This window comes from Sphingobacterium sp. GW821-FHT03E03, assembly GCF_059420745.1.
In genome coordinates this window covers 735,604-760,078 of the sequence record NZ_JBWKUH010000001.1, presented here as the reverse complement: position 1 = coordinate 760,078, position 24,475 = coordinate 735,604, and the positions used below count along the sequence as shown (strand labels likewise).

22 protein-coding genes are annotated in these 24,475 nt (G+C 39.3%); 14 read left to right on the top strand and 8 right to left on the bottom strand.

The genetic code is table 11. The features are described 5' to 3' along the window. Window positions 1–238 precede the first annotated feature (238 nt). Window positions 239–613 carry a hypothetical protein gene (locus AC07UV_RS03080; protein WP_223582293.1) on the bottom strand — a complete coding sequence of 125 codons (375 nt, stop codon included), beginning with the start codon at window positions 611–613 and terminating at the stop codon, window positions 239–241. Between the two features lie 437 nt (window positions 614–1,050). Between AC07UV_RS03080 and AC07UV_RS03075 the strand changes: the two genes are divergently transcribed. Both AC07UV_RS03075 and AC07UV_RS03070 read left to right on the top strand, forming a co-directional pair. Then, the gene (locus AC07UV_RS03075; RefSeq protein WP_495182703.1) at window positions 1,051–1,575 is read left to right on the top strand and encodes a hypothetical protein; all 525 of its coding nucleotides are present in this window, start codon (window positions 1,051–1,053) and stop codon (window positions 1,573–1,575) included. Between the two features lie 102 nt (window positions 1,576–1,677). After that, window positions 1,678–2,556 (top strand): OmpA/MotB family protein, encoded by an 879-nt coding sequence (locus AC07UV_RS03070; RefSeq protein ID WP_495182702.1) that lies wholly within the window; start codon window positions 1,678–1,680, stop codon window positions 2,554–2,556. Window positions 2,557–2,635: 79 nt separating this feature from the next. On the opposite strand, the gene AC07UV_RS03065 is transcribed toward AC07UV_RS03070, so the two are convergent. The 3 genes from AC07UV_RS03065 to AC07UV_RS03055 form a co-directional block, all read right to left on the bottom strand. Beyond that, window positions 2,636–3,268, bottom strand: a complete 633-nt coding sequence (locus tag AC07UV_RS03065) for a gluconate 2-dehydrogenase subunit 3 family protein (protein WP_495182701.1) — start codon at window positions 3,266–3,268, stop codon at window positions 2,636–2,638. A 3-nt stretch (window positions 3,269–3,271) separates the two neighbouring features. Continuing rightward, window positions 3,272–5,008, bottom strand: coding sequence for a GMC family oxidoreductase (locus tag AC07UV_RS03060; RefSeq protein WP_495182700.1), 1,737 nt, complete (start codon window positions 5,006–5,008; stop codon window positions 3,272–3,274). A 304-nt stretch (window positions 5,009–5,312) separates the two neighbouring features. After that, window positions 5,313–6,905 carry an ABC-F family ATP-binding cassette domain-containing protein gene (locus tag AC07UV_RS03055; protein ID WP_495182699.1) on the bottom strand — a complete coding sequence of 531 codons (1,593 nt, stop codon included), beginning with the start codon at window positions 6,903–6,905 and terminating at the stop codon, window positions 5,313–5,315. 274 nt (window positions 6,906–7,179) lie between these two features. Here AC07UV_RS03055 and AC07UV_RS03050 point away from each other — a divergent pair, with 274 nt between their 5' ends. Continuing rightward, window positions 7,180–8,520, top strand: coding sequence for a sigma-54-dependent transcriptional regulator (locus AC07UV_RS03050; protein WP_495182698.1), 1,341 nt, complete (start codon window positions 7,180–7,182; stop codon window positions 8,518–8,520). 53 nt (window positions 8,521–8,573) lie between these two features. Here AC07UV_RS03050 and yiaA read toward each other — a convergent pair whose 3' ends face one another. After that, complete coding sequence (gene yiaA / locus AC07UV_RS03045) at window positions 8,574–9,041, bottom strand: inner membrane protein YiaA (RefSeq protein ID WP_495182697.1); 468 nt, start codon at window positions 9,039–9,041, stop codon at window positions 8,574–8,576. 141 nt (window positions 9,042–9,182) lie between these two features. On the opposite strand from yiaA, the gene AC07UV_RS03040 reads away from it, so the two are divergent. Further along, window positions 9,183–10,691 (top strand): hypothetical protein, encoded by a 1,509-nt coding sequence (locus AC07UV_RS03040; protein WP_495182696.1) that lies wholly within the window; start codon window positions 9,183–9,185, stop codon window positions 10,689–10,691. Here AC07UV_RS03040 and AC07UV_RS03035 read toward each other — a convergent pair. Further along, window positions 10,685–11,305 (bottom strand): murein L,D-transpeptidase catalytic domain-containing protein, encoded by a 621-nt coding sequence (locus AC07UV_RS03035; protein ID WP_495182695.1) that lies wholly within the window; start codon window positions 11,303–11,305, stop codon window positions 10,685–10,687. The genes AC07UV_RS03040 and AC07UV_RS03035 overlap by 7 nt on opposite strands. A gap of 63 nt (window positions 11,306–11,368) precedes the next feature. Continuing rightward, window positions 11,369–12,472, bottom strand: coding sequence for a DUF695 domain-containing protein (locus AC07UV_RS03030; RefSeq protein ID WP_495182694.1), 1,104 nt, complete (start codon window positions 12,470–12,472; stop codon window positions 11,369–11,371). Between the two features lie 400 nt (window positions 12,473–12,872). On the opposite strand from AC07UV_RS03030, the gene AC07UV_RS03025 reads away from it, so the two are divergent. The 10 genes from AC07UV_RS03025 to AC07UV_RS02980 all read left to right on the top strand — a co-directional run bounded on the left by AC07UV_RS03025 (window position 12,873) and on the right by AC07UV_RS02980 (window position 23,466). Continuing rightward, entirely contained in the window at window positions 12,873–13,349 is a 477-nt protein-coding gene (locus tag AC07UV_RS03025) for a BON domain-containing protein (protein ID WP_282253469.1), read from the top strand. A gap of 13 nt (window positions 13,350–13,362) precedes the next feature. Further along, a complete protein-coding gene (locus tag AC07UV_RS03020; protein ID WP_120260658.1) occupies window positions 13,363–13,782 on the top strand; it encodes an SH3 domain-containing protein in 420 nt (139 codons plus the stop codon). Between the two features lie 177 nt (window positions 13,783–13,959). Continuing rightward, complete coding sequence (locus AC07UV_RS03015; RefSeq protein ID WP_282253470.1) at window positions 13,960–14,829, top strand: hypothetical protein; 870 nt, start codon at window positions 13,960–13,962, stop codon at window positions 14,827–14,829. Window positions 14,830–15,146: 317 nt separating this feature from the next. Beyond that, entirely contained in the window at window positions 15,147–16,349 is a 1,203-nt protein-coding gene (tyrS, locus tag AC07UV_RS03010) for a tyrosine--tRNA ligase (protein ID WP_495182693.1), read from the top strand. Window positions 16,350–16,481: 132 nt separating this feature from the next. After that, window positions 16,482–18,239 (top strand): aromatic amino acid hydroxylase, encoded by a 1,758-nt coding sequence (locus AC07UV_RS03005; protein WP_495182692.1) that lies wholly within the window; start codon window positions 16,482–16,484, stop codon window positions 18,237–18,239. A gap of 81 nt (window positions 18,240–18,320) precedes the next feature. After that, window positions 18,321–18,680: an S-adenosylmethionine decarboxylase family protein gene (locus tag AC07UV_RS03000; protein WP_120260662.1), complete on the top strand. Its 360-nt coding sequence runs from the start codon at window positions 18,321–18,323 to the stop codon at window positions 18,678–18,680. A gap of 3 nt (window positions 18,681–18,683) precedes the next feature. After that, window positions 18,684–20,120 (top strand): hypothetical protein, encoded by a 1,437-nt coding sequence (locus AC07UV_RS02995; RefSeq protein WP_495182691.1) that lies wholly within the window; start codon window positions 18,684–18,686, stop codon window positions 20,118–20,120. Window positions 20,121–20,134: 14 nt separating this feature from the next. Then, window positions 20,135–20,353 (top strand): DUF350 domain-containing protein, encoded by a 219-nt coding sequence (locus tag AC07UV_RS02990; protein ID WP_120260664.1) that lies wholly within the window; start codon window positions 20,135–20,137, stop codon window positions 20,351–20,353. After that, a complete protein-coding gene (locus tag AC07UV_RS02985; RefSeq protein ID WP_495182690.1) occupies window positions 20,346–21,860 on the top strand; it encodes a polyamine aminopropyltransferase in 1,515 nt (504 codons plus the stop codon). The genes AC07UV_RS02990 and AC07UV_RS02985 overlap by 8 nt, the downstream gene beginning before the upstream one ends. Next, a complete protein-coding gene (locus AC07UV_RS02980) occupies window positions 21,838–23,466 on the top strand; it encodes an FAD-dependent oxidoreductase (RefSeq protein WP_495182689.1) in 1,629 nt (542 codons plus the stop codon). Before AC07UV_RS02985 ends, AC07UV_RS02980 begins: the two co-directional genes overlap by 23 nt. A gap of 102 nt (window positions 23,467–23,568) precedes the next feature. On the opposite strand, the gene AC07UV_RS02975 is transcribed toward AC07UV_RS02980, so the two are convergent. Next, window positions 23,569–24,471, bottom strand: a complete 903-nt coding sequence (locus AC07UV_RS02975) for a flavin reductase family protein (protein ID WP_495182688.1) — start codon at window positions 24,469–24,471, stop codon at window positions 23,569–23,571. Between the last annotated feature and the right edge of the window lie 4 nt (window positions 24,472–24,475).

Here is a 24,475-nt window from a genome sequence, read left to right as displayed (position 1 = left end):
TGAGCTTTGCCCAAATTCTTTTAGGACAATAGCATTTGCATTGCTATCGAGTGCTGTAGTCGAGAAATCTGAAACGTTTACTCTACCAAAATCGAAATTTTGCCCAAAGATGTTCGGACAAAAATAAAATATTAAAAATAGCGTTAAAAAATGGCGCATAACTTAGACGTAATTTGTATACGAATATAAGTTTTTAGCCAAAATTAAACGATACCTCTAAAAAATATTATTTGTCTAGTTATTTATCTATTTGTAGCAGATTGTCAATGACTTCGGTAATATTATCAATATCCTCACCATCTTCTAGCATTGAAAATGCGAGGTAGGTTGCGTAGATCTCAGGACTAAACTTAACATGTTTGTCTGAAATGAACTTATCAATCTGTTGTTCATTGCATTCAAAATTGATGCTTTGCAATTCATTGAACAAGTTTGTTGAGATAGTCTGGTGATTTTCTCCACAGGCAAATCCCGCAATAATATGGAATAGAAATTTATCGGTTATTTCATCATCTTCCTTTTTGAACATAGCACGAATATGCTTATAATCGAATTTAGTTTTTGCACTATTGACGATAGTGTCCCAAATCTGATACTCCGCTTTTGTCTCCATAACTCACTTTAAATTTATATTGGTATAAGCAATATACTAAAAATAATTCTATTCTAAGCAAGGATGACAGCAAGATTTGTCTGAAAAAGACATACACGCTGTAGTTCTTTTCTTTTGTTTCATCTGAACGAAGGTTAAGACTGTAGAAGTTTGAAAACCATTTCACCCAACAGGCAACCCAATAGAATTCCAAAAAGAATGGATAGACTTACTTTGAACCATACAGGGCTTGTTTTTAATGCTAATTTCATGGTGCAAAAATGCCTTAAAAATATCCTTTTATAAAGAAATTCAGCTAGGAAAAAGCCTCCTGTAGTGATATGATGACAAGATATTTTAGGCTTTGTGGTATGATAATTGAAAATTAATATTTGAATTCGATTTTTTTAGTAATTTAAGTCGGAAAATGAATTTTTGGAAAAGCCTGATTTATAATTATGATGACACGAATAGTATTGACAGTATTTCTATTTACAATAGCAAAGATGGGACTGGGACAGCAGCTGAATATCGATAAGATCCGAAAAGATTATGCGGAGGCAGTAAAGGACGAGGATCTGTGTGAACGTAATTTTGATATACTCGATGACGGGGCTAAATCCACTACAGAGAAGGTCTATCGTGCCGCCTATGAGATATTAATAGCAAACCACATGGGCAATCCATTTAAGAAAGTCGGCCAATTTAAGGAAGGTAAGAAGCATCTGGAGGAGTTGATCAAAGATAACCCCAATCATATCGAAGCAAGATTTATTCGATGGAGTGTACAGGTCCATGCACCGTCTTTTTTGGGTTATAAAGATAATATCATAGAAGACAAAAACTTCTTGGTCAAAAACCTCCGTAAGTTGCCCAATGAAGAGGCAAAATCAATTATTTACAATTATCTGAAAGGAGCTAATCCTTATTTGAAAGGTGAGCAGATATTCACTAATGTGGAATTAAAGGAGTTAGGACAATAGACGTTAAAGGATGTTAATTTGGTAGGATACTATTTTTTTGGCTGAAATATTGCTTTATCTTGGTTCAACGAATTAATTCAACATCTACAAAATTAGAATGCTATGAAGAATATAGTTTTTCCGATGTCCATACTGACCGCAAGTTTGTTTTTTACGGGATGTGGTGTCAGTAAAAAAACATATGTAGGTTTGCAGACAGAGTATAAAAATCTGCAAACACAGTATCAGGATAGTCAACTTCAATTGACTGAAAGTCGGTCACGGATTAAGAGTTTGGAAGACCAATTAGCTTCAGAACGACAAAATAATGCTGATCTTAAAGCTGCTTATGCTGCATTGCAGGGTTCTTTGGATAAGAGTATCAATCAAAACTCACAGGGAAACGTCAATATTTCTAAGCTTGTTGATGAAATCAATGCTTCAAATAAATACATTAAACATCTTGTTGAGACCAAGAACAAGTCTGACTCGTTGAATTTGGTGTTGACAAATAATCTGACCCGGTCACTGAGTCGTGAGGAATTACAAGAAGTTGATGTGCAGGTGTTAAAAGGTGTCGTTTATATTTCACTGGCAGATAATATGCTGTACAAGTCTGGAAGTTATGAAATCAGTGATCGTGCTGATATGACTTTAAGCAAAATAGCGAAGATTATTCAAGATTATAGAGATTATGAAGTGCTGATAGAGGGTAATACAGATACAGACCCGATTTCGAAACCAAATATTCGAAACAATTGGGATTTAAGTACATTGCGGGCTTCTTCTGTCGTTCAGGCATTGCAAACCAAGTATGGTGTTGATCCGAAGCGACTAACAGCTGGTGGTAGGGGAGAGTATAATCCTGTAGCTGATAATTCAACAGCTCTTGGAAAACAACGCAACCGAAGAACACAGATTATTATTACACCTAAGTTGGATCAATTTATGGAATTGATCGACAAAGCTCCAGAGCCGACTGAGGTTACACCGACACAATAATGAAAATTAGATAAATAGTTGTCACCTCGATATTGTGTACAGTAAAAAAATCCTTTCCAGCTTTTGGAAAGGATTTTTTTTATCCAAAGAATTTAGTTGGATCGAAACCATGTTCTTTCAGCACATCGTCCGGAACACCATTCCATACGCCAGGTTTATTACCAGCATATCCGATATCTTTGATCCCAATTTCGCTGGTATAGAATCCAGAAGACGTCAGGTTGCGCATCAATGAGAAAAATGCTGCTCCTTGCTGCATTTCAGGTTTTGCCAATTCAGGATAAGCAATTTCATCGATGAGCGCGAGCTGATCCTTTGCATCGCATTTTATAAATACATTACCGTGCCGCCTTTTAGTCTGAAGATCAAGCCAGCGTAGTCCACCGCGCATAGGGATTTTATTGTCGGGCAAATCCTTTACTATAAACTCGATAAAATCCGGAACCCCCGCCTCGGAGGCACTGCCTGATTTGCTGTCCTTTGGGATAATGATGTCAGCTAAAACGGTAATTGTTGCCATTTCATGTTCATCAAAAAACTTTTCTTCTTTTAGCCGAGCTGTCCGTTCATATTCAAAATCTTGGACACCGGGTAGTTTATCAGCATTTGCGGCTGTTGTATTTTTAGCGTCTTTTGTGTTACAAGCTGCGGTTAAAAGACCTGATCCAGCAGCAATAAAGCCTAATGCTTTTAGCGATTCTCTTCTATTCATGCTTTAACCATTTAATTTTTTCTTTTCCTGCAATATATATTCTGCGGTACGCATCGATAGCGCTAGAATTGTCCATGTAAGGTTTTTATCACCTTGTTGTACAAATGGTCCAGCATCGACCACATAGAGATTTTTACAGTCATGTGCCTGCCCCCATTTGTTTAATACCGAGGTTTTCGGATCGTTACCCATTCTGGTGGTGCCACCTTCATGAATAATTTTTCCGGGAGCCTCCAAACCATATAAGGTGTCTGCACCTGGAATTTTCGATGTGATGACAGCTCCCATTTCATGCATAATAGATTGGAATGTCTCTTGCATATGCTTTGCTTGGGCGATTTCTTCATTTGCCCATTTGTAATTGAAACGGAGTACAGGTATTCCAAATTTGTCAACTTGGCTCGGGTCAATTTCACAGTAATTATCTTTTCTTGCCAATGCAGTGCCACGTCCAGCCATGCCAACATTTGCGCCATAGTAACTACGGTAATCTTCTTTAAGCGCTGTGCCATATCCACCCTTTGCTTTTGTTTTTCCATCGCCAGCTTTTCCGGCGTCATTTACCTTTGGTACCCAGTTTAGGAATCCATAGGATGGCATATGTAGACCGCCACCATATTCGATATGGTATCCTCTTGGGAAATTCAGTTTCGCGTTGTCTTCCCACCAAGGTGAATAGATATGGACACTTCCAACGCCGTCTTCGTTGTATCTTTTGCGATCGAGCAATTGTGGTAAATAACCAGACAGACTAGCACCAGTGGAGTCGTGGAGATACCTCCCGACTAAGCCGCTGCTATTACCAACACCTCCCGGATGTGCTTTAGATTTTGAATTTAACATAATCCGGGCGCTTTCACAGGCACTGGCTCCAAGAATTACAGTTTTTCCTTTTACCGTATATTCCTGTAAATCTTTTGTGTCAACATAGGACACACCGATAGCCAATCCTTCGTCGTTGGTCAATACTTCTCGTACCATTGCATTGTCGATTACCTTTAAATTCCCTGTTTTCATTGCGGGAATGACCAAGCACGATGAGGATGAGAAATCGCCATATACTTTACATGCACGACCACATTGGCCGCAGTAGAAACAAGTGCCTCGGTCTTTAATATCTTTGGATACTTCGGTCAGCACGGCACCTCGTCCCGGAATGACAGGTACGCCAGCTTTCTTTGCCCCTTTTGCAATATATAGTTCATTAAGACGAGGCTTAGGAGGTTTCATAAAAATACCATCAGGTTCGTTATGTATACCCTCGGCTGTACCATAAATACCGATCATACGGTCTACACGATCATAAAATGGTTTGACTTCATCATAAGTGATGGGCCATTCATCGGTGATACCATCTTTAGGTTTGAAATCATCGGGACCCATACGCAATGAAATGCGCCCCCAGTGATTGGTTCTACCACCCAGCATCCTTGCTCTGAACCATTCGAATTCGGTGCCACTAACCTTACTGTAAGGTTCTCCTTCGATTTGCCAGCCACCAAAGGCCGCATCGAAATCGCCAAAAGGTCGTGTGGTACCAGCACCTCTCCGGGGTGATTCCCAGGGCCAACGTAACTGCAACGAATCTTTTGCGGGATCGTAAAATGGGCCAGCCTCCAGCATTAATACTTTGAGACCCGCATGTGCCAGGATATATCCGGCCATACCTCCACCTGCACCTGAGCCTACGACGATAGCGTCAAACAATTCGGGATTCTCTTTAATTTGATAATTTGACATAATTAAATTGAGTAATTAATTGAAAAGCCTGCGAGATACATTTTTTTGAGAAATTCTATATCTGCGGGGAGGTTCAACTAATTGATGGTTATTGTTTCATGTTTAAAATCATCGTGAATATATTGATAAAATTTTATTTTTTTTCAATTTAATTTATCGTTTTAGCATTATTCTAAATAAAGAATAGGAGATTGTTACAAAATAAGATGTAATTTGCTGGAATGAAACTCGATTGGCCGGGTATACTGGGATAAAAATTGAGCCGATATCAAGGCATCAGAAATATCGGCTGTTTTTGTTTTACCTAATTTTTTAAGCTGATCGTTCTGTCTATGCCGATATCATCTTGAAACATTTCATCATGGGAGATGACAAGGAGCGTGCCTTTATAATGTTGAATCGCTCGGGTGAGGATACGAATGTTTTGAATATCCAGATTATTGGTAGGTTCATCTAACACAATGAGATCCGGAGTCTGTTGTCTAATCGTTAAGCAGCATAGGATCAGGCGCATTTTTTCGCCGCCACTTAAAAGTCGACAAGGCTTGTCCCAGTGATCCTTCCCAAATAAAAAGCGATTGAGTCTGATTTTGATCTCATGTTCTGGTAGCGATTCACCATTATAATATTGAGCCTGCTCATAAACACTCAACCGAAGATCAATAAGCGAATACTCCTGGTCAAGATAGATAGCGCTAAAGTGCTGTCGCTCAACCTGACCTTGAGAGGGGGTGAGCTGACCTAACAGGATTTTGATCAATGTGGTTTTACCGGAACCATTTTTTCCCTGCAAAATAATACGCTCCCCGCTGAATATTTGCAGATCAATATTTTCCTGCCAAAGTTCAGCTGTATTGTATTTGAAATTGATTTTAGTCGCTTTTACCATACTTTTTCCGCGAGGGAAGTCGCTGTTTCCTAAATCAATTTTCATTTCATCTAAGGCAGCTTTCGTGCCTCTAAGTTCTTGCAGATTGGATTTCATGTCTCCAATTTTGTCCTGATGGACACTTTTGATTTTGGCCGTACTTTTTTCGGCATTATTCCGTAGTGTATTCATCATGATGCGGGCTACACCTGCTTTTTCTTGTTTTTTTTGACCACGATTGTTTAATCTGTTTTGCCGTTCAATCGTTTCTCTTTCTTTCTCTTTGGCTGTTCTGATCGCTTTTTCCTGATGATGGATATCCTGTTCTAGCGCATTTCGTTCTGTTTCTTTTTGAGATTCATAAAATGCATAGTTTCCACCGTATCGTTTTATACCTCTCGGCGTCATTTCTAGTGTGTCCTCCAATAGATTGAGCAGTGTTCGGTCATGGCTGACAACAACAATGGTTTGTTTTGAAGACTGTATCCATTGATAAAGCAGCTTTTTGCTGTCAATATCCAGGTGATTGCTGGGTTCATCCAACAGGATAAGCTCAGATTCGTGAATCTGGATCCCTGCCAATAAAACTTTTGCCTTTTGGCCACCACTGAGATCCGACATTTTCTGCGTCAAATGAATTTCGGGCAAATTCCAATAGCTAAAGGCTTCTTGGCAGCGTTCTTCCAGCGTCCAGTCATCTTGAAGGATATTAAAATTTTCCTCTGAGGCATTGCCGGCTAAGATGGCATAAAAAGCATTCAGCTTTTTGTCAATGCCAAGTGCCTTTGCGACCGTTAAATCATCGTATTGCCCGGTAATTTGTGGCACATAAAAAGGGCGGGTATCATTATGCATATCGCCTGTTGTGGGCAATAGATCTCCGGCGATAAGACGCAATAATGTTGATTTGCCAACACCGTTGTTGCCAATTAGTGCTATTTTCTCGTGTGAGTTGATTGTTAGACTTATGTTTTCAAACAATAAATCTTTATTCGGATGTATATAGGATATCTGTTGTAATGAAATCATGCTAAAATTCTTTATAATGTTAAAAACGGGCCATTTCGGTAAGTTATTTACCGTTGGTATTTATTACGCTCTAAAGAATTTTAATCTTACATACAGTTTTTATTTGAGTTTAAGAACTACAAATATACCAGTTTATTTCTAATCTCAAAATAGCTGTTTTTATCTATAGTCAAATTCCTTAATGTTTAAATACAAAATTGTATAATAGTGTGCCAAATTTCGAATGTAAATTATTGCTATTTGCGTTGAACAAATCGTAATTTTGAAAAAAAACATGGTGAATAAAATACTTCTTATAGATGACGAAGAGAAGCTTCGTAAACTGCTTGCTAAGATCATCAACTTGGAAGGCTTTGAAGTAATCGAAGCTGCTGATATCAAATCTGGTTTGAAAAAGCTTGATATTTTCGACATCGATGTAGTATTATGCGATGTTAAGTTGCCTGATGGTAATGGTGTTGAGACTGCAAAATTGATTAAGGAACGCTATCCAATTGTTGAAATCATATTATTGACTGCCTTTGGTAATATTCCTGATGGGGTTCAGGCGATTAAAAATGGTGCTTTTGAGTACATTACCAAAGGTGATGACAACAACCGGATTATTCCTTTACTCTATAAAGCCTGTGAGAAAGTAGCTCTGGCGCGCAGAGTAAGACAGTTGGAGAAACAATTAGGCAATAGGCTTTCATTTGACAAAATTATAGGGAGTTCTGTTGCGATTAAATCGGCCATTGCACTTGCGCAAAAGGTATCTGTAACAGGTACGACTGTGCTGTTAACCGGAGAAACAGGGACTGGTAAAGAGGTGTTTGCACAAGCGATTCATCAGGGCAGCCCACGCAAACAGCGTAGTTTTGTCGCCATTAATTGTGCAGCTTTCACAAAGGATCTACTGGAAAATGAACTGTTTGGACATAAAGCAGGGGCTTTTACAGGAGCGACAAAGGACCAGCGCGGTCTATTCGAAGAGGCTCATTTGGGAACTATTTTTTTGGATGAGATCGGTGAGATGGCGATTGAACTTCAAGCCAAAATTCTGCGCGTATTGGAGACCGGTGAATTTTTAAAGGTCGGTGATTCCAAGCCGACGAAAGTAGATGTCCGTATTATCGCTGCAACAAATCGAGACCTTGAAGCCGAAATAGATTCAGATCATTTTAGAAGCGATTTATTTTATAGATTGTCAGTATTTACAATTCAACTACCACCGTTGCGTGAGCGTGTTGAAGATATTCGATTGCTGGCTCAATATTACGCAGATATTTTTGCGGCAAAATCGAATCTCAAACCGCTAAAAATGACGGCTGAATTTGTTGCTGCTCTCGAACGAAATCCTTGGCGGGGAAATATCCGTGAATTGAAAAATGTGATTGAACGTAGTGTCATATTGAGTGAAGATGGACTGCTTGATCTGAGTAGCCTTCCATTTGGAATGAATAGTTTGAAATCGGAACAAGCGCTGTCTTCCGGTTTCTCCATGGCAAATATCGAACGTCAACACATTCAGCGTGTATTGCAACATACAAATGGGAATAAAGCTGAAGCCGCACGATTGCTGGAGATTGGTGTAGCGACACTATACCGGAAAATTGAGGAGTATAAAATGCAATGACCTTCAATAGATCCTGCGGCATGTCAGCCAGCGGCCGCAGGATCGGCAAACCGCTAAAGTTTTATCTCGTTATCATCAATAAGTTTAGCATCTCGTGTATTTTTCTGAACTGCGATCGCAGAAAATATACTTAGAGAAAAAGACATGGCGTAGAATCCTTTTTCGCTCAGTAGCAGATCAGCATTCCATAATCCTATAATCAATAATACTACCGCAGCAATTGTTGCAAACCAACTTAGACCATAGTAAAGTTCGGTTACAGCAAGTCCTTCAACTTTATCTCTGACACTTTTTTGAACAGAAATAACAGCAAATAGGGCAAACAATAGAATGGTAAAATAATATCCCTTTTCATTGAGAGCCATAGTAGCATTCCATAATCCGACACAGTAACCAATAGTTCCTACCAATAGAGCTGTCCACGATGCGCCAATGAAGGCTCCTGTGGGTTTGAAAGGATTTCTTGTGTTCGAATCCTTTTTTGAAATTTTTTCTTCAATCATGTTTTTTAGCGGTTCCATAATTTTAATTTTTTATTGTTGTTTTTGTTATTTGTTGATTCAAATATCAGGAGTATCCACTATGATATAAAATCAATTTGTTTAAAATACTGATGATATATTTTTATTTTTTAAATTTGATTTTCCACTAAATTTGACGATATGGATTCAATTGTAGAGCTTATTAGTGTGTTAGATAGCGATGATATTAGAGATTTTAAAGGGTTTTTAAAAAAGAAAAATAAGCGTAATGATGTCAAGAATATCAGGTTGCTCGAAATTTTAGAAACTGATGATATAAATAGATTAAAAAAACTATATGGATCTTCGAAAAATAAAGATGCTTATCATGCATTAAGGAAAAGATTACATGATAGTCTACTATTGTTTATTTCAAATAAAACATTTGAAAGGGATAACAGTGAGGCTCATGAAGCCTTGAGATTGCTTATTGTTGGACGTTTTCTGTTGGAGAATGATCTGACAAAACCTGGATTTAAATGTCTTCAACGGGCCGAACAAAAAGCTTTACTTCTGGAGCAGTTTAGCTTGCTCAATGAAATCCTGCAACTGAGGTTACAATATGCATATTTGGAATCCAGGCCTAATTTAGAACTGCTGATCGATCGTCTGATGACAAACCAACGTAAAATGCAGCAAGAGGTGAAATTCCAAATTGCCTATGCATTTCTAAGGGTCGAATTGCAAGATATTCATTTGAAGGGGAAGATCGTTGATCTAAATCGATTGGTGATCGATACAATTGGCAAGTATGATATTTCATTGCGGGAACTGCTGTCTTTTAAGTCACTATATCAGCTATTGTTTATCGCCAATGAATATGCTACGATACATCAGAATTATGCCTTAGTTCGGTCGTTTTTGAAAACAAGTGATGAATTTATAACAAGGCAAAAGGTAAATTCGGTGCATCACCTGTTTTACTACCTACATATTCTCTATTATCTCGCTAATTTCAAATTGCGGAATGGATTATTTCACGAAAGTTTAGCGTATTTGGAGCAGCTGATTGCTGGTTGTTCTCCGGGGAGTGTTCTTCGGGTTCAGTTTCATTTACGTTATTATTTGCTCAAGGCGCTAAATTACCATTACATGGGAGAGGGGGTAAAGGCACTCGCTATTTTACGTTTAGGGATCCAGCAATCGACATTGAAGTCCAACGAGACTGATATTGCGGACCTGCAATTATGCCTGGTTATGTTTCTGACACAATTTCAAGATAAACTTGCATTGACAGAATTAAGAAAGTTGATTCGAACGGATGCTTGGTATGAGAAGAAAATGGGCATGTTATGGACGATTCGTAAGAGCTTGTTGGAGATATTGATCCATATTCAGTTTGAGGATATTGATCTGGCAATTTCACGGGTGAAAAGCTTTAGACGTCGGTACAAACAATATCTGGAAACCGTGCGGGAAGGTCGGGTTGTTAATTTTTTAAGACTGGTTGAAAAGTACCTGCAAAATCCATCGATCGTAAAAAATAATGTTTTTATGGCCGATATAGAGGCGATGACCGATCGCGCAGAAAATCAGGATTTGTTTGTGTTGGGGTTCATTGCTTGGTTAAAATCCTTAGTCACATCGGAAAGCCCTTATCAGGCTTTATTGAGCTTGGTTAAGAAATTGGAACTGAAAAAGGATCAATAATAGATGTTTAAGACAATTTGTTTTTGAGAGGAGTCAATAATAGGCTGCAGTCTTTCGTAGAATTTTACGCTTACCATTGGGCACCCCTGGCTTAAACATATTGGAGCAATCTGTTCATCGTAGGGCATGCTGTCGTATTTATGTAAAACAATGTTTCTGCTGTAGGCGTTGCTATTGGAATTTTCAAGCCCATATAACTTATAAGCTTTTCCGAAACGACCGTTATAAGATGTACCGATCGAGTACATGCCTAATGAGGTCGCATAGGAGTTGTCCTGATTGCTGAATTTTAATCTGCCGGCTTTTCCGGTTTCCGAACCTGAACCATGGGCTACTAAACCTTGATCCAGGATCCGGTTCTTTTGGATATCAACAACAAAAAAGCGATTCCTTCCCGAAAGCTTCTTCATGTCGAGAAGAAAAGCGATGTTTTTATTGTATTTTTTATCCTTTTTAACGAGGCCTTTGACCCGGTCAAATGCGTCAATATACCGTGCTGAGTCTGATGCCGCAGTATTTTCGGTGTTGTTTGCAGCAAATGTGTGCTTTCGGGAAACTTTGAAAGCGATCAAACTGATCCCGATCGCGATAATGAGCAGAATGAACTTATTCATTTATTAGGTTGGCTTTTTTGTTCAACAAAGTGTGCACATTTATTTTTCAATAGCCTATTGTTGTTATTCTATTGTTTTATTAAATCGTGCAAAGGATTTCCAATATTTATCTTTATAGATAGCATAGTCGATTTCAAGCCTATTTTGATATTGCGCAATTAGCTGATCTATTATTTGGGATGATTTCCTGAATTCTGTACAGGCTAGGTAAACTTCCCGTATGTTGTCCGCAGTTTCACGTCCAATATTGAGATAACCGATATCATGTGGAAGGCCAGCCATTAAGTCGTCTTCGAATTTATCCATTAAATCGTATGTCGTCTGGTCAGGCATACCATTGGTCGAAGTTCCATCGTAATTGATCCGCAATGTTACGATCCAGGGGTGTGATACCTTTCCGTCCCAGTCTAAAAGTGTTGTATTTATTATGGCCAAAATAGGCAGATCGTTTTGCATCATGCCCTCAAAAGCGGTGTAGGAATCATTTTCGGTTTCATGCCTGACATCCGTATATTTTTCGACAAATTCTTTTTCCCGCCATATTAAATAGTCTTTTAATTTGATCAATGGAATGAGTTCTCCCGCTGTCAGGTCGCTGGAGGTAATGTTTAAATTGTCAATGGTGATGATCGAGTTTAGTTCGCCGATATAATTATCTAAGAATATTTCAACCCCATGAGCGATGTTGGCTTTGTTTTCTTCCGTGTAATTGGGGTGCACAATAACAATATCGACATCATCTGGACGGTATTTGTGTTCAATGGAGTAAAAATACATGTCATTAATGTCAAAGGAAAAACCGTACATCGTTATTTTGAATTTTTCCATGTCTTCGATAGCCGGTTTTAAGGCGGTAAATTTCCAATTTGGGAGCATAGGAGCTGAGCCGATCAAGGCCTCGACGAACGCGATATTTTTCACAACCCCATCGGGAGTAATAACAAGCTCAGCAATATCATCACTGTACATTCCAGTTAAAAAATAGAGTTCTTTTCGAAGCGCGTCAATTTTTGGGGAGAGTTTGCTGAAAAAATTCTGATCAATCTGATCCCCATTTTTTACAATTTGAAAAAATGTTTGTTCATTTTTTGCAAACCAATTCCAAAATTCCTGTATGCTATCTTTTTTGTTTTCTTTCTTTCCAAAAATATTATTAAAAAACCCCATAGTTACTATTTATTCAATTGGAACCCGATATCGTATGTAAGACCTGTTAGACCTTTGCTTTTAAAATTAATGATATAATTATGATCCAACAAGTGATTTGCTGTTTAAAAATTATGTGACAAACAATTGGTCAAGCAGTTTGTTAAGGATAGTATTGGAAAAATATAAATTAAGATGGAGTAGCTGAAATACCTATGATTGGGGTACAGATAGATGTGTGAAAATATTTGGCATATTTCATTTGACATTTTAAAAAAACAAACCGAGTGTATCGCGTCCGGATATAGCAATGATATAAGACGATTATACCGCCGAAAGCTCGTGAATACTTTAAACAGAAAATAATTGATGAACAAATAATTATTTAAATATGAAATTTAACAAATTAACATTTTGCCTTATGGCAACATCTGCAGTACTTTCTTTTTCTGCATGTAAATCGGGGTTATCGGATGATAAATTAGAGGAGAAGATCGAAAATGCACTTACGGGACGTAAAACTGTTGATGTTGAGGTCGAAAAAGGAAAAGTAATCCTTAGCGGCACCGTAGCGTCGGAGGAAGAAAAACAACAAATTGAATCGATCGCAAAAACAGCAGGGGATAAGGATGTCAAATCTATTCAAAATGATATCGTTGTGAGTGCACCTGTTGCAACAACACCGGCACCGATTACAGTATCGAATAATGATGCTACACTCGGCGCAGCTGTAAATACGTTTATGAAAGATTTTCCATCCGTCCAGGCGAGTGTTAAAGATGGAATTATTTCGGTAACAGGAACGTTGGAACAGGCAAAGATTGTTACATTGAAACAAGGTTTGGATAATCTAAATCCAAAAAAAGTAGATTTGAGTGGTATTGTTGTCAAAAAATAAAATAGTAAAAATTATGTCATTACAAGAAAAATATAAAGTTCTTTTGGATACTGCGCAATCTTCAGGAGTTAACGATCTGAATTACGCTGAAATGGATGGTGTGCTTCAGATTAGGGGTACTGCGCCTACCGCTGATGTGAAAAATAAACTGTGGGAAATTTATGGAAATATAGATCCAAACTTCCAGACCGGTGATGTCGTCTTAAATGTTGATGTGGCTACAGAGGTGCCCGGAAGCCAGGTAAAGGTAATCACAGAGAATAGCAACTTAAATATTCGAAAAGGCCCCGGAACTGACCAGCCTATTGTAGGAAAAGCTGCAAAGGGCGAAATTATCACATTGATCAGCAAGGCAAATGAGCAATGGTGGTTAGTGCGGACCAACGATAACGAAGAAGGGTACTGCTATGCGCAATACCTTGAGTCTGTCTAATACGATCAGTCCCTAAATAAAATATAAGGAGATCTATCTTAAGGATATTTCTCCTTTTTTTATCTGTATGCTGTTGTTTTGGCGTTTTATATTCCCTATTTGAATTTAGTTTCATCTAGACTTGCGGTTTTTGGTGTAATAATTGTACTATATGTTTTGCAACAAACTTATTACAATATGTCGAAATTGAAATTTTTCTTGTTCCCATGTATTGCTTTGTTGGGACAAATAGCCGTAGCTCAGGAGTATGTTCGTTTGGATAAAAACAGGTATCAGTTACATTTATCAGAATCTCCAAAAGATACTATTAACATCGTTGAAAAAGGACAAGTCACTAAATTGAAGCAAGGAAAATATATTGTGCAGCAAAATCAATTTTTGGGCCCCTCTAATGCCTTTATTGCGGTCAACAAAGACGGTTTAGTAGATGGAAATTTTAAGATTGAAAAGGAAGGAAAGCGTGCTGTGGTCCAGGTCAGGCATGGTGTGATGCAGCAAATGGACGTGCAGACTGACGCGACTTTGGATTTTCAGTATACGATTACGGATACTTCAAGTGTACAGCGCGATTTTCGAAACGGTAAAATCAGTCAGGAAAAGATAGTGATTTATCAACCTAATATAGGAAAGAAGAAAGTATTAAAGACTTTTTATGACAGCTACTATATCGTTGAAAACGAGTTTGACCACAGTAAATCAGAGTATGGCCTGGATAACAAGTTACTTTATAAAGCGAAGTTGGATTGTGTCGGTCAGGTCGTCGAATCGAAGTCGTTCAACAGGGACGGCCAACTACTTAAACATACCTATAAAAAAGATAAAGTCAATTATACCGACTTATATCAGCATAATAATCTTGTCGAGAGACTGTACAAATTCAATGGTTCGAGTTATAGGGAATATTTTAAGAACCAATTATTATTGAAGAAAATTGTTGAGAAAAAACGAAATGGTCGAGTTGAGAGATATGTATATAATGCCGAGGGTAAATTGCTGGAGAAACGGAATGATAGTGGATCGAACAAGGGAGATGAGAATAACGTGTAGTTGAGTTTTTGATAAGAGGGAATAAGGTGTAATTAGGCGCCTGATAAGAGCTGATTGGAGTCAGATGTCGTGTGGCATTGAATAAGAGGGGATGGTATTACTATATTATTATGGCTTTTTTGATTTTTGGAAATATAGCGTTAACTTTGTTAAGGCAATGAAGAAAATGAACAACATATTACGTCTTCCATTTTTCTTTAATTATTATCTCCCGATAGTAGTTCGGGAACCTTATGCCTATTAAAATTTAGAAAATTTAATTATTTATATAGCTAAGCCCGAACATAACGTTCGGGCTTTTTTGTTTTTATAGCATTATGTTAACAGATTTAGAAGAAAACATTGAAATTATGTTGCCAAAGGATGGGCTGAGGTCCAAATTGCAACAATCTAAAGAAACTGGGCGTCCGCTGATTATTAAACTCGGGTTTGATCCTACGGCTCCAGACCTTCATTTGGGGCATGCTGTCGTGTTGAAAAAGCTTAAGCAATTTCAGGAATTGGGCCATCAAATCGTCGTTTTGGTTGGGAGTTTTACTGCGCGGATAGGAGATCCAACTGGCAAAAATAAAGCGCGTAAACCTTTGAATCAGGAAAAAATAGCTGAGAATGCTGCAACCTATATCGCACAATTAGCTAAAATCATTGATATGTCAAAGACAAAAGTTGTCTTTAATGGTGATTGGTTGGATAACTTGGATTTTGCGGAGGTTATTCAGCTTGTTTCAAAAGTGACGGTTGCGCAGCTTATGCAACGGCATGATTTTCACAAACGTTTCACGGACAATCAACCGATCGCCATGCATGAACTTATCTATCCTATATTGCAGGGTTTTGATTCCGTACATATCAAAAGCGATATTGAAATGGGTGGGACAGACCAATTGTTTAATTGTACAATGGGACGCCAGCTTCAAGAATCTTTTAATCTCGATCCTCAGCTTGTCTTATGTATGCCACTGCTCAGAGGATTGGACGGTAAAGAGAAAATGAGCAAATCGCTGTACAATACCATTGGTCTGTTGGATGAGCCGAATGAAATGTTTGGCAAAGCGATGTCTATTCCCGACAGCTTAATCCCCGATTATATTGATCTCACAACAGACTTTACTCCAACGGAAAAGAAGATGTTAAAATCCCGGATGGAAATTGGCGAAAATCCGATGGAAGTCAAAAAGCTTATTGCGCATAATCTCGTGGCCCAATACCACGCTCCGCATGCAGCTGCGGATGCATTGGATTTTTTTGCTAAACAGTTCCAGCAAAAATCATTCGATAATAAAAGTTTTGAAGAGGTCTCGTTGCAACATGTTAATGCGCAATTGGGTTCTGTTGCAAAGCTCGTCGACCTTTGTCACTTTTTAAAGAAAGATCTGAGTAAGTCCGCTATTCGCAGACTCATTGCCGAGGGGGCAGTACAGATTGATTCGAACAAATGTCTGGATCCTGATCTGCCCGTTGATCTGGAAACTGGTTTTAGAATTAAATTAGGAAAAAGAAGTTTTTTTAGATTTGTTTAGGAAGGTTTTATGAGTCATACCTTTGATATATTTTGTAAAAAAGCACGAGAATGTAAGGTTGCCCTTTCGGAAACAATAAATATTTTCTACCTTCATACAAAGTCTCACACTTTATTTTGATACCGATTATAAATGGAAACATATAATAATGTTGTTTTGGAGCAGCTGCCCAAACATTTAAAGCGCTATGTAGTCGCCCAGCAATACGAACGTTATACGGCTTTGGATCAAGCCTTGTGGCGCTATGTCATGCGTCAGAATTATTCCTTTTTAAAAGATGTCGCTTATTACCCATACATACCAGGATTGAAGAAAGCGGGGCTTTCCATTTCGCACATACCGGATCTGCAACAAATGAACGATAGTTTGAAATTAATTGGTTGGGGAGCTGTAACGGTCGATGGATTTATACCACCGGCAGCTTTTATGGAATTTCAGGCACATCGGGTATTGGTTATAGCCGCAGATATCCGACAATTGGAACATATTGAATATACCCCTGCACCAGATATCATTCATGAATCTTCTGGCCATGCACCGATCATAGGTGAGCCCGATTATGCGGTGTATTTGCAGTACTTTGGTGAAATTGGAACAAAAGCATTGTCGTCCCGGAAGGATTTCGAACTGTATGAGGCTATTCGCCATTTATCAATTTTAAAAGAGCACGCGGGTACAACCGAAACCGAATTGGTGGAAGCTGAAAACAAGTTGAAGACCGTTCAGGACAATATGGGCGAACCTTCGGAAATGGCTTTGCTGAGTAGGTTGCATTGGTGGACTGTGGAGTATGGTCTGATCGGTAGCCTTGATGATCCCAAGATTTATGGCGCAGGTCTACTGTCTTCCATTGGCGAAAGTGCCAGTTGTATGCAAAAATCGGTACCAAAGCTACCTTATGATTTAAATACTGTAGCATATACCTATGATATTACTAAGCCACAGCCACAATTGTTTGTCACACCCGATTTTGAACATTTAATGGATGTCCTGAATCAGTTTGCAGATACTATGGCCTTCCGGGTTGGCGGAAAACAAAGTTTGGAAAAAGCGATTGACTGTCAGGCTGTATGCACGATTGTTTATAGTTCTGGATTGCAGGTGTCAGGTATTTTTAAGGCGGCGAATGCAGATCAGTCTATTTCCTATATACAAACAGTAGGCCCCACTGCATTGGCGTGTTCTGGGAAGCAATTAGAAGGACACGGGATAAATTATCATCGGGAGGGCTATGGTTCTCCGGTCGGTCTTCTCGCAGATAGCAATAAAGATTTGGCGGATTTCTCAGACGAAGAATTGACCACTTATGGTATTAGTCAAGGAAAGCGATGTTCTTTGTGTTTTTCTTCAGGGGTTGAAGTTGAGGGCGTTGTTTTGAAGGTTGTACGTCAGGCGGGTAAAGTTGTGTTGATTTCATTTGATGACTGTGAAGTCTACCGAAATGACCGGAGGGAAGTTTATTTTAAACCTGAATGGGGAGTTTACGACATGGCTGTAGGGACCGAGATTATTTCAGTATTTGCGGGGGCTGCTGACAAAGATGCTTATGAGTCTATTGAGGAAGGGACGGAGAAGTCATCCGTTTTATCGTATACGCAGATTGAAGACTCAAAATTGCTTGTCTTGCATGCACAGATCGGAGCACTGCGGTCAGGATCATTTGCTACGGAGCGTTGGACGGATATCTTTGATCAGTTGTCTGCTGAAATAACAGATAACTGGCTCGCGCTGGTAGAACTTTATGAAATCGCCTGGGCGAATTATGCCTACGACTTAACTGAAAGTGTACAAGGTAAGCTTAAAGCTATTATTACAATTCGACCCAGCTTGAAAAAACTGATAGATGATGGTCTGCGGGTGGCAAAAGAAGAGTCGTTAAATAATCACTGAGTGAAATGATTGATTCCCATAGTATAAAAATTTGGTAAAACTTTTTATATTTGGAACGTTTAATTTATCCAGTTATTTCTGATGAACGAAAAGTATACTCCCGGAAAACATCTGCTGATGACATTGCAGGTAGAGGAGGCATCATTATTGACTACTATAGATCCTTTTTTGGAGTTTACAAAAAAGCAGATCAATATCCATAATTTACAAATTGTAGGTATTTCCACCCATTCTTTTGAGGGCGGTGGATTTACCGCTGCAATTTGTTTAATGGAATCCCATATCTGTATCCATACCTGGCCGGAATTTGGACAATTGACATTAGATGTCTATCTCTGTAATTATCTAAAAGATAACAGTGAAAAAGTTTTGCATTTGGGTAAGCTCTTTAAAACTTATTTTAATGCAATAGTTATTAACGAAACTGTGGTTAATCGGTAGTTTATGGATGTAATATGCAAAAAATGTGGCCATGCACACCGGTTTAAAATCGAGGTAACCGACTTTTCAGGTTTCGTTTGTGCAAAATGTCATAGTTATTTTAAAGGTACGACAGTTGACACCTTAACTTATGTGAAAGAATTTTCGGCTCCCTTAGTCATGCAATGGGCTACTTTGGGTGAATCCGTTCAATTCAAGAGAAATAGCTATTATATTATCTCCAAGATACAGCGCTTTACAAAAAGTGGCGAATATGGAAATGAATTTGTGGGGTTAAATGCGAAGCAAGACGATATTTATTTCAGCGATGGCGTAGACTATGCCTGTGCCTTACATACCATTGATCGGGAGCAGGTGACGCTCATACCGAAAAGCAATTCATGTAAGTTTGGTAATAGACACTATGACCTGGAGTATACGGAGGAGCAAACTGTTGTCTATGCAGAGGGCTTTGTATTTGAAGACTTGGAATCGACGTCAACGACCCTGACCTACATTCAAACAGTTAATGAGGATCGTTTTATTTCTCAGGAATTTATTGATAACGATGTACAGTATTATCAGGGAATTTACCTGGAGGATGAGAGCTATTATAAAATTTTTGACACCTATAACGATTATATTGCCAAAAAGGAGATTGTAGGGACGAAGCTGAGAAATATTGGTGTCTTCGCTGTTTTGCTGTTGGCAGCTCTATTCTGGGTTTTAAACTGGGGACAGATCGGTAAGGATACTTATAAGTTTGATGAAAAATTCCCCGGAAAAAAGGCAAACTCGGAATTTGTCGGCGCCTCTTTCGAATTAAAAGGCGATAAACCCAAAAAGCTGGTCCTGGAGGGAATATCGGAATCTAAAAGCCATCCCATCCAGCTGATGATCAAATTGGTCAATGAAAAGACAAATGAGATTATTGAGTCTGGTACAGCTGTCCACGAGAACAATGACGTTAATTATGCCAGTGGATTGACCGTCGATTTTTGTCGTATACAACCGGGGATTTATCACCTTGTTTTTGTCACCTCTTCAACCAATGGTGCCGCTGATATGGATGTTAATTTTGAACTCACAGAGGACTATAAATTAACATACGGAGGTACCAGTTATACCTTTTTGATTCTTTGTTTGGTGGGTATTGTTGTTCTTGTGGGGATTTTTAGACATAATATTCTGGCGATTAAAAATAAAGATTTTGTTGCTCGGGCTGAAGGTTTAGGTTATTTCGATATCTTAAAATTTGATCGGCTGGGTGTAGCTTTAGTTGCTTTTTTTGTCTTTTTTGTTGCTGTTAACCTATTTGTAAATTCCTCTACAGATTGTAAGACTACAATGCGGACGAGCACCTTGGAAGACCATACTTATACAGGATCAAGATCACATTATCGTCGATCCTTTTATGGTAGCGGAGGTAGTTATAGTGGATATGGTTCAGGTCATAAATAAAAATTAATATAAAAATGAATTACGAATTGTTTTATAAAGGAATTGCAGCATCATTGATTTATTCGCTTATTGGCATTGCTGTATTGTTATTGGCCTATTGGCTTATCGAGCGATTGACGCCGGAACAATCTTGGCAGGAGATCGTAAAGAACAAGAATATGGCTTTAGCGATTGTTTTTGCGGCTTTTATATTAGGCATATCGATTATAATAGCTGCGGCAATACATGGGTAAAAAGAGCAATCTGCCCATTTTTCTCTTATTTGCGGTATTTGTCATTGCAACTTGCGGGCTTATTTACGAGCTGGTTGCGGGTGCATTGGCGAGCTATTTATTGGGAGATTCAGTCAAGCAGTTTTCATTTATTATCGGTACCTACCTGTTCTCGATGGGGGTGGGATCTTTTTTAGCGAAGTACATCACCAAAAACCTTTTTGACCGATTTATTGATATTGAACTGTTGATCGGCGTCATTGGCGGTTGCAGTTCTGTCGTTTTATTTTTACTGTTTCAGCAGGTCGAACACTTTCAATTTGTACTCTATTTCTTTGTTTTTCTGACAGGCTGTCTCTGTGGTATGGAGATCCCCTTATTGATGAATATTCTAAAAGATAGGGTTCAGTTTAGGGACTTGGTTTCCAATGTATTTGCTTTTGATTATATCGGCGCATTGATCGCTTCGGTGCTGTTTCCTATCCTGCTGATTCCGCGGTTGGGCGTGATGGGAACATCACTGTTTTTTGGGATCATCAATATTTTGGTAGGCGTCTTTCTATCATTCTATCTCGCTAAAAGACTTAAAAATCCCAACTGGATTAAAGCCAAGTCAATAGTTTGTCTGGTATTGCTTTCGGTTGTGTTTTTTTATTCCGATGATTTGCTTAAATATTCCGAAAGTCAATTATATGGGAATAATATTGTCTATAAACATTCTACACCCTATCAACGTATTGTTCTGACGGAGAGCAAGGGTGAATATCAATTGTTTCTGAACAATAATTTACAGTTCAACACCAAAGATGAATATCGGTATCATGAGGTTTTGGTACATCCGGCGATGTCTATGGCCAAAGATGTATCGCATGTATTGGTGTTTGGCGGTGGAGACGGGCTTGCTGTCCGGGAGGTTCTTAAATATCCAGGTGTAAAAAAGGTTACATTGGTGGATTTGGACGAGGGTATGACCAAATTGTTCCAGACAAATGAATTACTAGTCAGTCACAACAAGGGCTCGCTGAATGACCCGAGAGTAAAGGTGATCAATCAGGATGCATTTATCTGGGCAAAATCTGCAAAGGAAAAATACGATGTCATGATTATAGATTTTCCGGATCCGTCAAACTATAGTCTTGGAAAATTATATACGACAAGTTTTTATCAAAGTCTACAACCTCTCATGACACCCTATACCATGGTGTCGGTACAGACAACTTCGCCTTATTTTGCACCCAAATCTTACTGGTGTATCCATGAGACAATCAGCACGGTTTTTCCAAATACTGTCGCCTATCATACCTATGTGCCATCCTTTGGCGAATGGGGGTTTTGTCTATTTTCGGCAGATATGACACAACAATTTAAGCATATTGCCCGACGGGTGGATAAGCTGCGGTATTACAATTATCATTTTAGAGAACTGACTGAGTTTCCGGCCGACATGCGTGTGGATCATGTAGAAATAAACCGTTTGGACAATCAGATTTTAGTGCGGTATTTTGATGAAGAATGGAGTAAGATTTAATCCCTCGCGGCGTGGTTTTCTCAAGCTCGCATTCTTGGGGGCAATCGGCCTGCAGTTTGCTCAGGCCTGTAAGAAAAAGGTGAACCGTATTTTTTTGCGCCTGACGGGGACAGACCATATTTTGGGGCATCGTCTGCGATTCCAGGATTTCCCCAAATCTACAGCAGTGGTTGAAATACCCATTCTGATTCTTGGTGGTGGCGTTAGCGGACTATCGGCTGCTTATCGTTTGCAACAAAAGGGAATGAACGATTTTCTACTTTTGGATATGGAGTCTGAAGTAGGGGGTAATGCGCGTCATGGCGAGAATGATTATAGCCGTTATCCGTTAGGAGCACATTATCTTCCTATTCCGAATGCTTCCAATAGGGAACTCCTGCGGTTTTTGGAAGAATCGAAAATTATCGTCGGCTGGACGGAGGGGGGTGTTCCATTATTTGATGAGGAACAATTGTCCTTTGCTCCGCAGGAACGACTTTTTATCCATAACATCTGGCAGGAAGGCATTGTTCCCAGCTATGGGTTATCCCAGCAGGAGACGACTGAAATAGATCGTTTTATGACACAGATGGGTCAGTTTAAGCAATTGAAAGGTAGCGATGGAAAGTACGTCTTTGATATCCCGATGCGCAATGCTTCGCAGTCGGCCGATCTCAAAAGATTAGATGTCCTGACGATGCGTTCATGGATGGAATCAGAGGGGTATAAGACGGAACCTGTGTTTAGTTATGTGAACTACTGTTGCCGTGACGACTATGGAACAGGTATCGCGGCCACTTCTGCTTTTGCTGCTATACATTACTTTGCGAGCCGAAAGCACGATTGGTCTGCCTACCAGGATCTGGTGCTCACCTGGCAAGAAGGGAATGGACGATTGGTCAGCCATTTGAAAAAATATGCGGATGGTAGGGTATTGAATCAACATCTGGCTTATCAGATACATGTAGGGCAAGATGCTGTGGAAGTGTCCGTCTTCGATGATAAAACGAAATTGTCAAAGACCATTAAAGCCCAGAAGGTGATCAATTGCTGCCCACAATTTGTCAATCAGTATCTGTTGCCAAACCGTACGGCATTGACGAAAAAATTTCATTATGCACCTTGGATCGTAGCGACGATTGTATTGCATCGTTTCCCTTTTGCAGATGGTGCGACACTTTCTTGGGAAAATATTATTTATAACGGAAAGGGATTGGGTTATGTGTATGATCAACACCAGAGCCTAAATCAGTTGCAAAGCCCTTTTGTGATTACCTATTATCATAGTCTGGGAGATGGGGACCTCAACGGAAACCGGAAACAGCTATATCAGTGGACAGACCAGCAATGGAAAGAGTTTATTTTGGAAGATCTAGAGAAGGCGCATTATGGAATAGAAAATGAAGTCATTAGTATAGAAGTCTTTCGACACGGACATGGCATGATAAGCCCTGTCAGTGGTTTTCTATCAGACGAAGCGCGTACCGAACTGACAAGACCTATTGCTGATAAAGTCTATTTTGCACATTCTGATTTAAGTGGTATATCTATTTTTGAGGAAGCCTTTTATCAGGGAATCACCGTAGCCGATCAGGTTTTCGCTGACCTTGGTCAAAAAGAAGCATAGCTGTCGGTCTATGCTTCCGGATTTCTGTAGGTGTGCTATAGGTATTGCGTAGCCGATATTTTTATAGGTTTGCTTATTTGTAGTATTATGCAACGAAACTTTTTATAGGCTTAATAGTACCTGCCATGCTTTGTCTAATTGCTCCGTATCCAATAATTGCGCAGCGTAAGCATGTACTTTTTGTGTTAATTGCGGTGAACCTTGTTGAAAATTCAGCCGGAGGTAGTTTAAATATTTATCCTCTTGGGTGGCTTGCTCTAGAACTGGTAAGGATTCGACATTAGCCAATAATCCGAGATGGTTTCCGGTAAGTACTTTGGAAAGGCGAATACTTTCGGGCAGCTGATCTACGCCAATACCCAGACTGCGGAGTGGTTTAGGAACAATAAAGAGGTTTTCATTGGTTACACGGCAGTACCAGTCGCCGCCGAGACGAGCGACCAGATCTAGTTCCTCTTGTTTTATCGTATTGTTTTTGTGCAAGAGTTCTTTGTGCACATGCATATAGAGTACTTCTGCAATAACGAGATTTCCTGCGCCGGGTTCGTCGCTCAGGGCGATCACTTCTCTTACACGACATTCCAGTTGAACCGGAGATTCCGAGACCCGCGGTGGGCGAACATGTAATGATGGGATTGGTGTAAACCCAGATTTGTCAAATTCATTTACCTCCTTGCTGTACTCTGTACTGGCCAGTGACTGTTGCTGTACCATCGCATAGTTTACGATGTTGATGACGACCTCATTGACTTCCTGAATATTGTCCAGTGTATGCTTGGTACTGCCATCACGCATGCGACGCAAGGGTGAGAATACACATATTGGTGGTTGGTGTGACATCAGGTTGAAGTAGCTGAAAGGACTCAGGTTGACATTGCCCGCCGCATCGATGGTACTCGCAAAACAGATGGGACGAGGTGCAACGGCATATTTGATTAAATTATCAATGATCGCTTTATCAGCCGAGGACTCAAAAGTGACTGTATCGAAAGAAGAAGAATTCATTTTT

Coding starts and splice junctions, on each gene's coding strand:
- AC07UV_RS03080 (WP_223582293.1), bottom strand. CDS start 613: ATGGAGACAAAAGCGGAGTATCAGATTTGGGACACTATCGTCAATAGT.
- AC07UV_RS03075 (WP_495182703.1), top strand. CDS start 1,051: ATGATGACACGAATAGTATTGACAGTATTTCTATTTACAATAGCAAAG.
- AC07UV_RS03070 (WP_495182702.1), top strand. CDS start 1,678: ATGAAGAATATAGTTTTTCCGATGTCCATACTGACCGCAAGTTTGTTT.
- AC07UV_RS03065 (WP_495182701.1), bottom strand. CDS start 3,268: ATGAATAGAAGAGAATCGCTAAAAGCATTAGGCTTTATTGCTGCTGGA.
- AC07UV_RS03060 (WP_495182700.1), bottom strand. CDS start 5,008: ATGTCAAATTATCAAATTAAAGAGAATCCCGAATTGTTTGACGCTATC.
- AC07UV_RS03055 (WP_495182699.1), bottom strand. CDS start 6,905: ATGATTTCATTACAACAGATATCCTATATACATCCGAATAAAGATTTA.
- AC07UV_RS03050 (WP_495182698.1), top strand. CDS start 7,180: ATGGTGAATAAAATACTTCTTATAGATGACGAAGAGAAGCTTCGTAAA.
- yiaA (WP_495182697.1), bottom strand. CDS start 9,041: ATGGAACCGCTAAAAAACATGATTGAAGAAAAAATTTCAAAAAAGGAT.
- AC07UV_RS03040 (WP_495182696.1), top strand. CDS start 9,183: ATGGATTCAATTGTAGAGCTTATTAGTGTGTTAGATAGCGATGATATT.
- AC07UV_RS03035 (WP_495182695.1), bottom strand. CDS start 11,305: ATGAATAAGTTCATTCTGCTCATTATCGCGATCGGGATCAGTTTGATC.
- AC07UV_RS03030 (WP_495182694.1), bottom strand. CDS start 12,472: ATGGGGTTTTTTAATAATATTTTTGGAAAGAAAGAAAACAAAAAAGAT.
- AC07UV_RS03025 (WP_282253469.1), top strand. CDS start 12,873: ATGGCAACATCTGCAGTACTTTCTTTTTCTGCATGTAAATCGGGGTTA.
- AC07UV_RS03020 (WP_120260658.1), top strand. CDS start 13,363: ATGTCATTACAAGAAAAATATAAAGTTCTTTTGGATACTGCGCAATCT.
- AC07UV_RS03015 (WP_282253470.1), top strand. CDS start 13,960: ATGTCGAAATTGAAATTTTTCTTGTTCCCATGTATTGCTTTGTTGGGA.
- tyrS (WP_495182693.1), top strand. CDS start 15,147: ATGTTAACAGATTTAGAAGAAAACATTGAAATTATGTTGCCAAAGGAT.
- AC07UV_RS03005 (WP_495182692.1), top strand. CDS start 16,482: ATGGAAACATATAATAATGTTGTTTTGGAGCAGCTGCCCAAACATTTA.
- AC07UV_RS03000 (WP_120260662.1), top strand. CDS start 18,321: ATGAACGAAAAGTATACTCCCGGAAAACATCTGCTGATGACATTGCAG.
- AC07UV_RS02995 (WP_495182691.1), top strand. CDS start 18,684: ATGGATGTAATATGCAAAAAATGTGGCCATGCACACCGGTTTAAAATC.
- AC07UV_RS02990 (WP_120260664.1), top strand. CDS start 20,135: ATGAATTACGAATTGTTTTATAAAGGAATTGCAGCATCATTGATTTAT.
- AC07UV_RS02985 (WP_495182690.1), top strand. CDS start 20,346: ATGGGTAAAAAGAGCAATCTGCCCATTTTTCTCTTATTTGCGGTATTT.
- AC07UV_RS02980 (WP_495182689.1), top strand. CDS start 21,838: ATGAAGAATGGAGTAAGATTTAATCCCTCGCGGCGTGGTTTTCTCAAG.
- AC07UV_RS02975 (WP_495182688.1), bottom strand. CDS start 24,471: ATGAATTCTTCTTCTTTCGATACAGTCACTTTTGAGTCCTCGGCTGAT.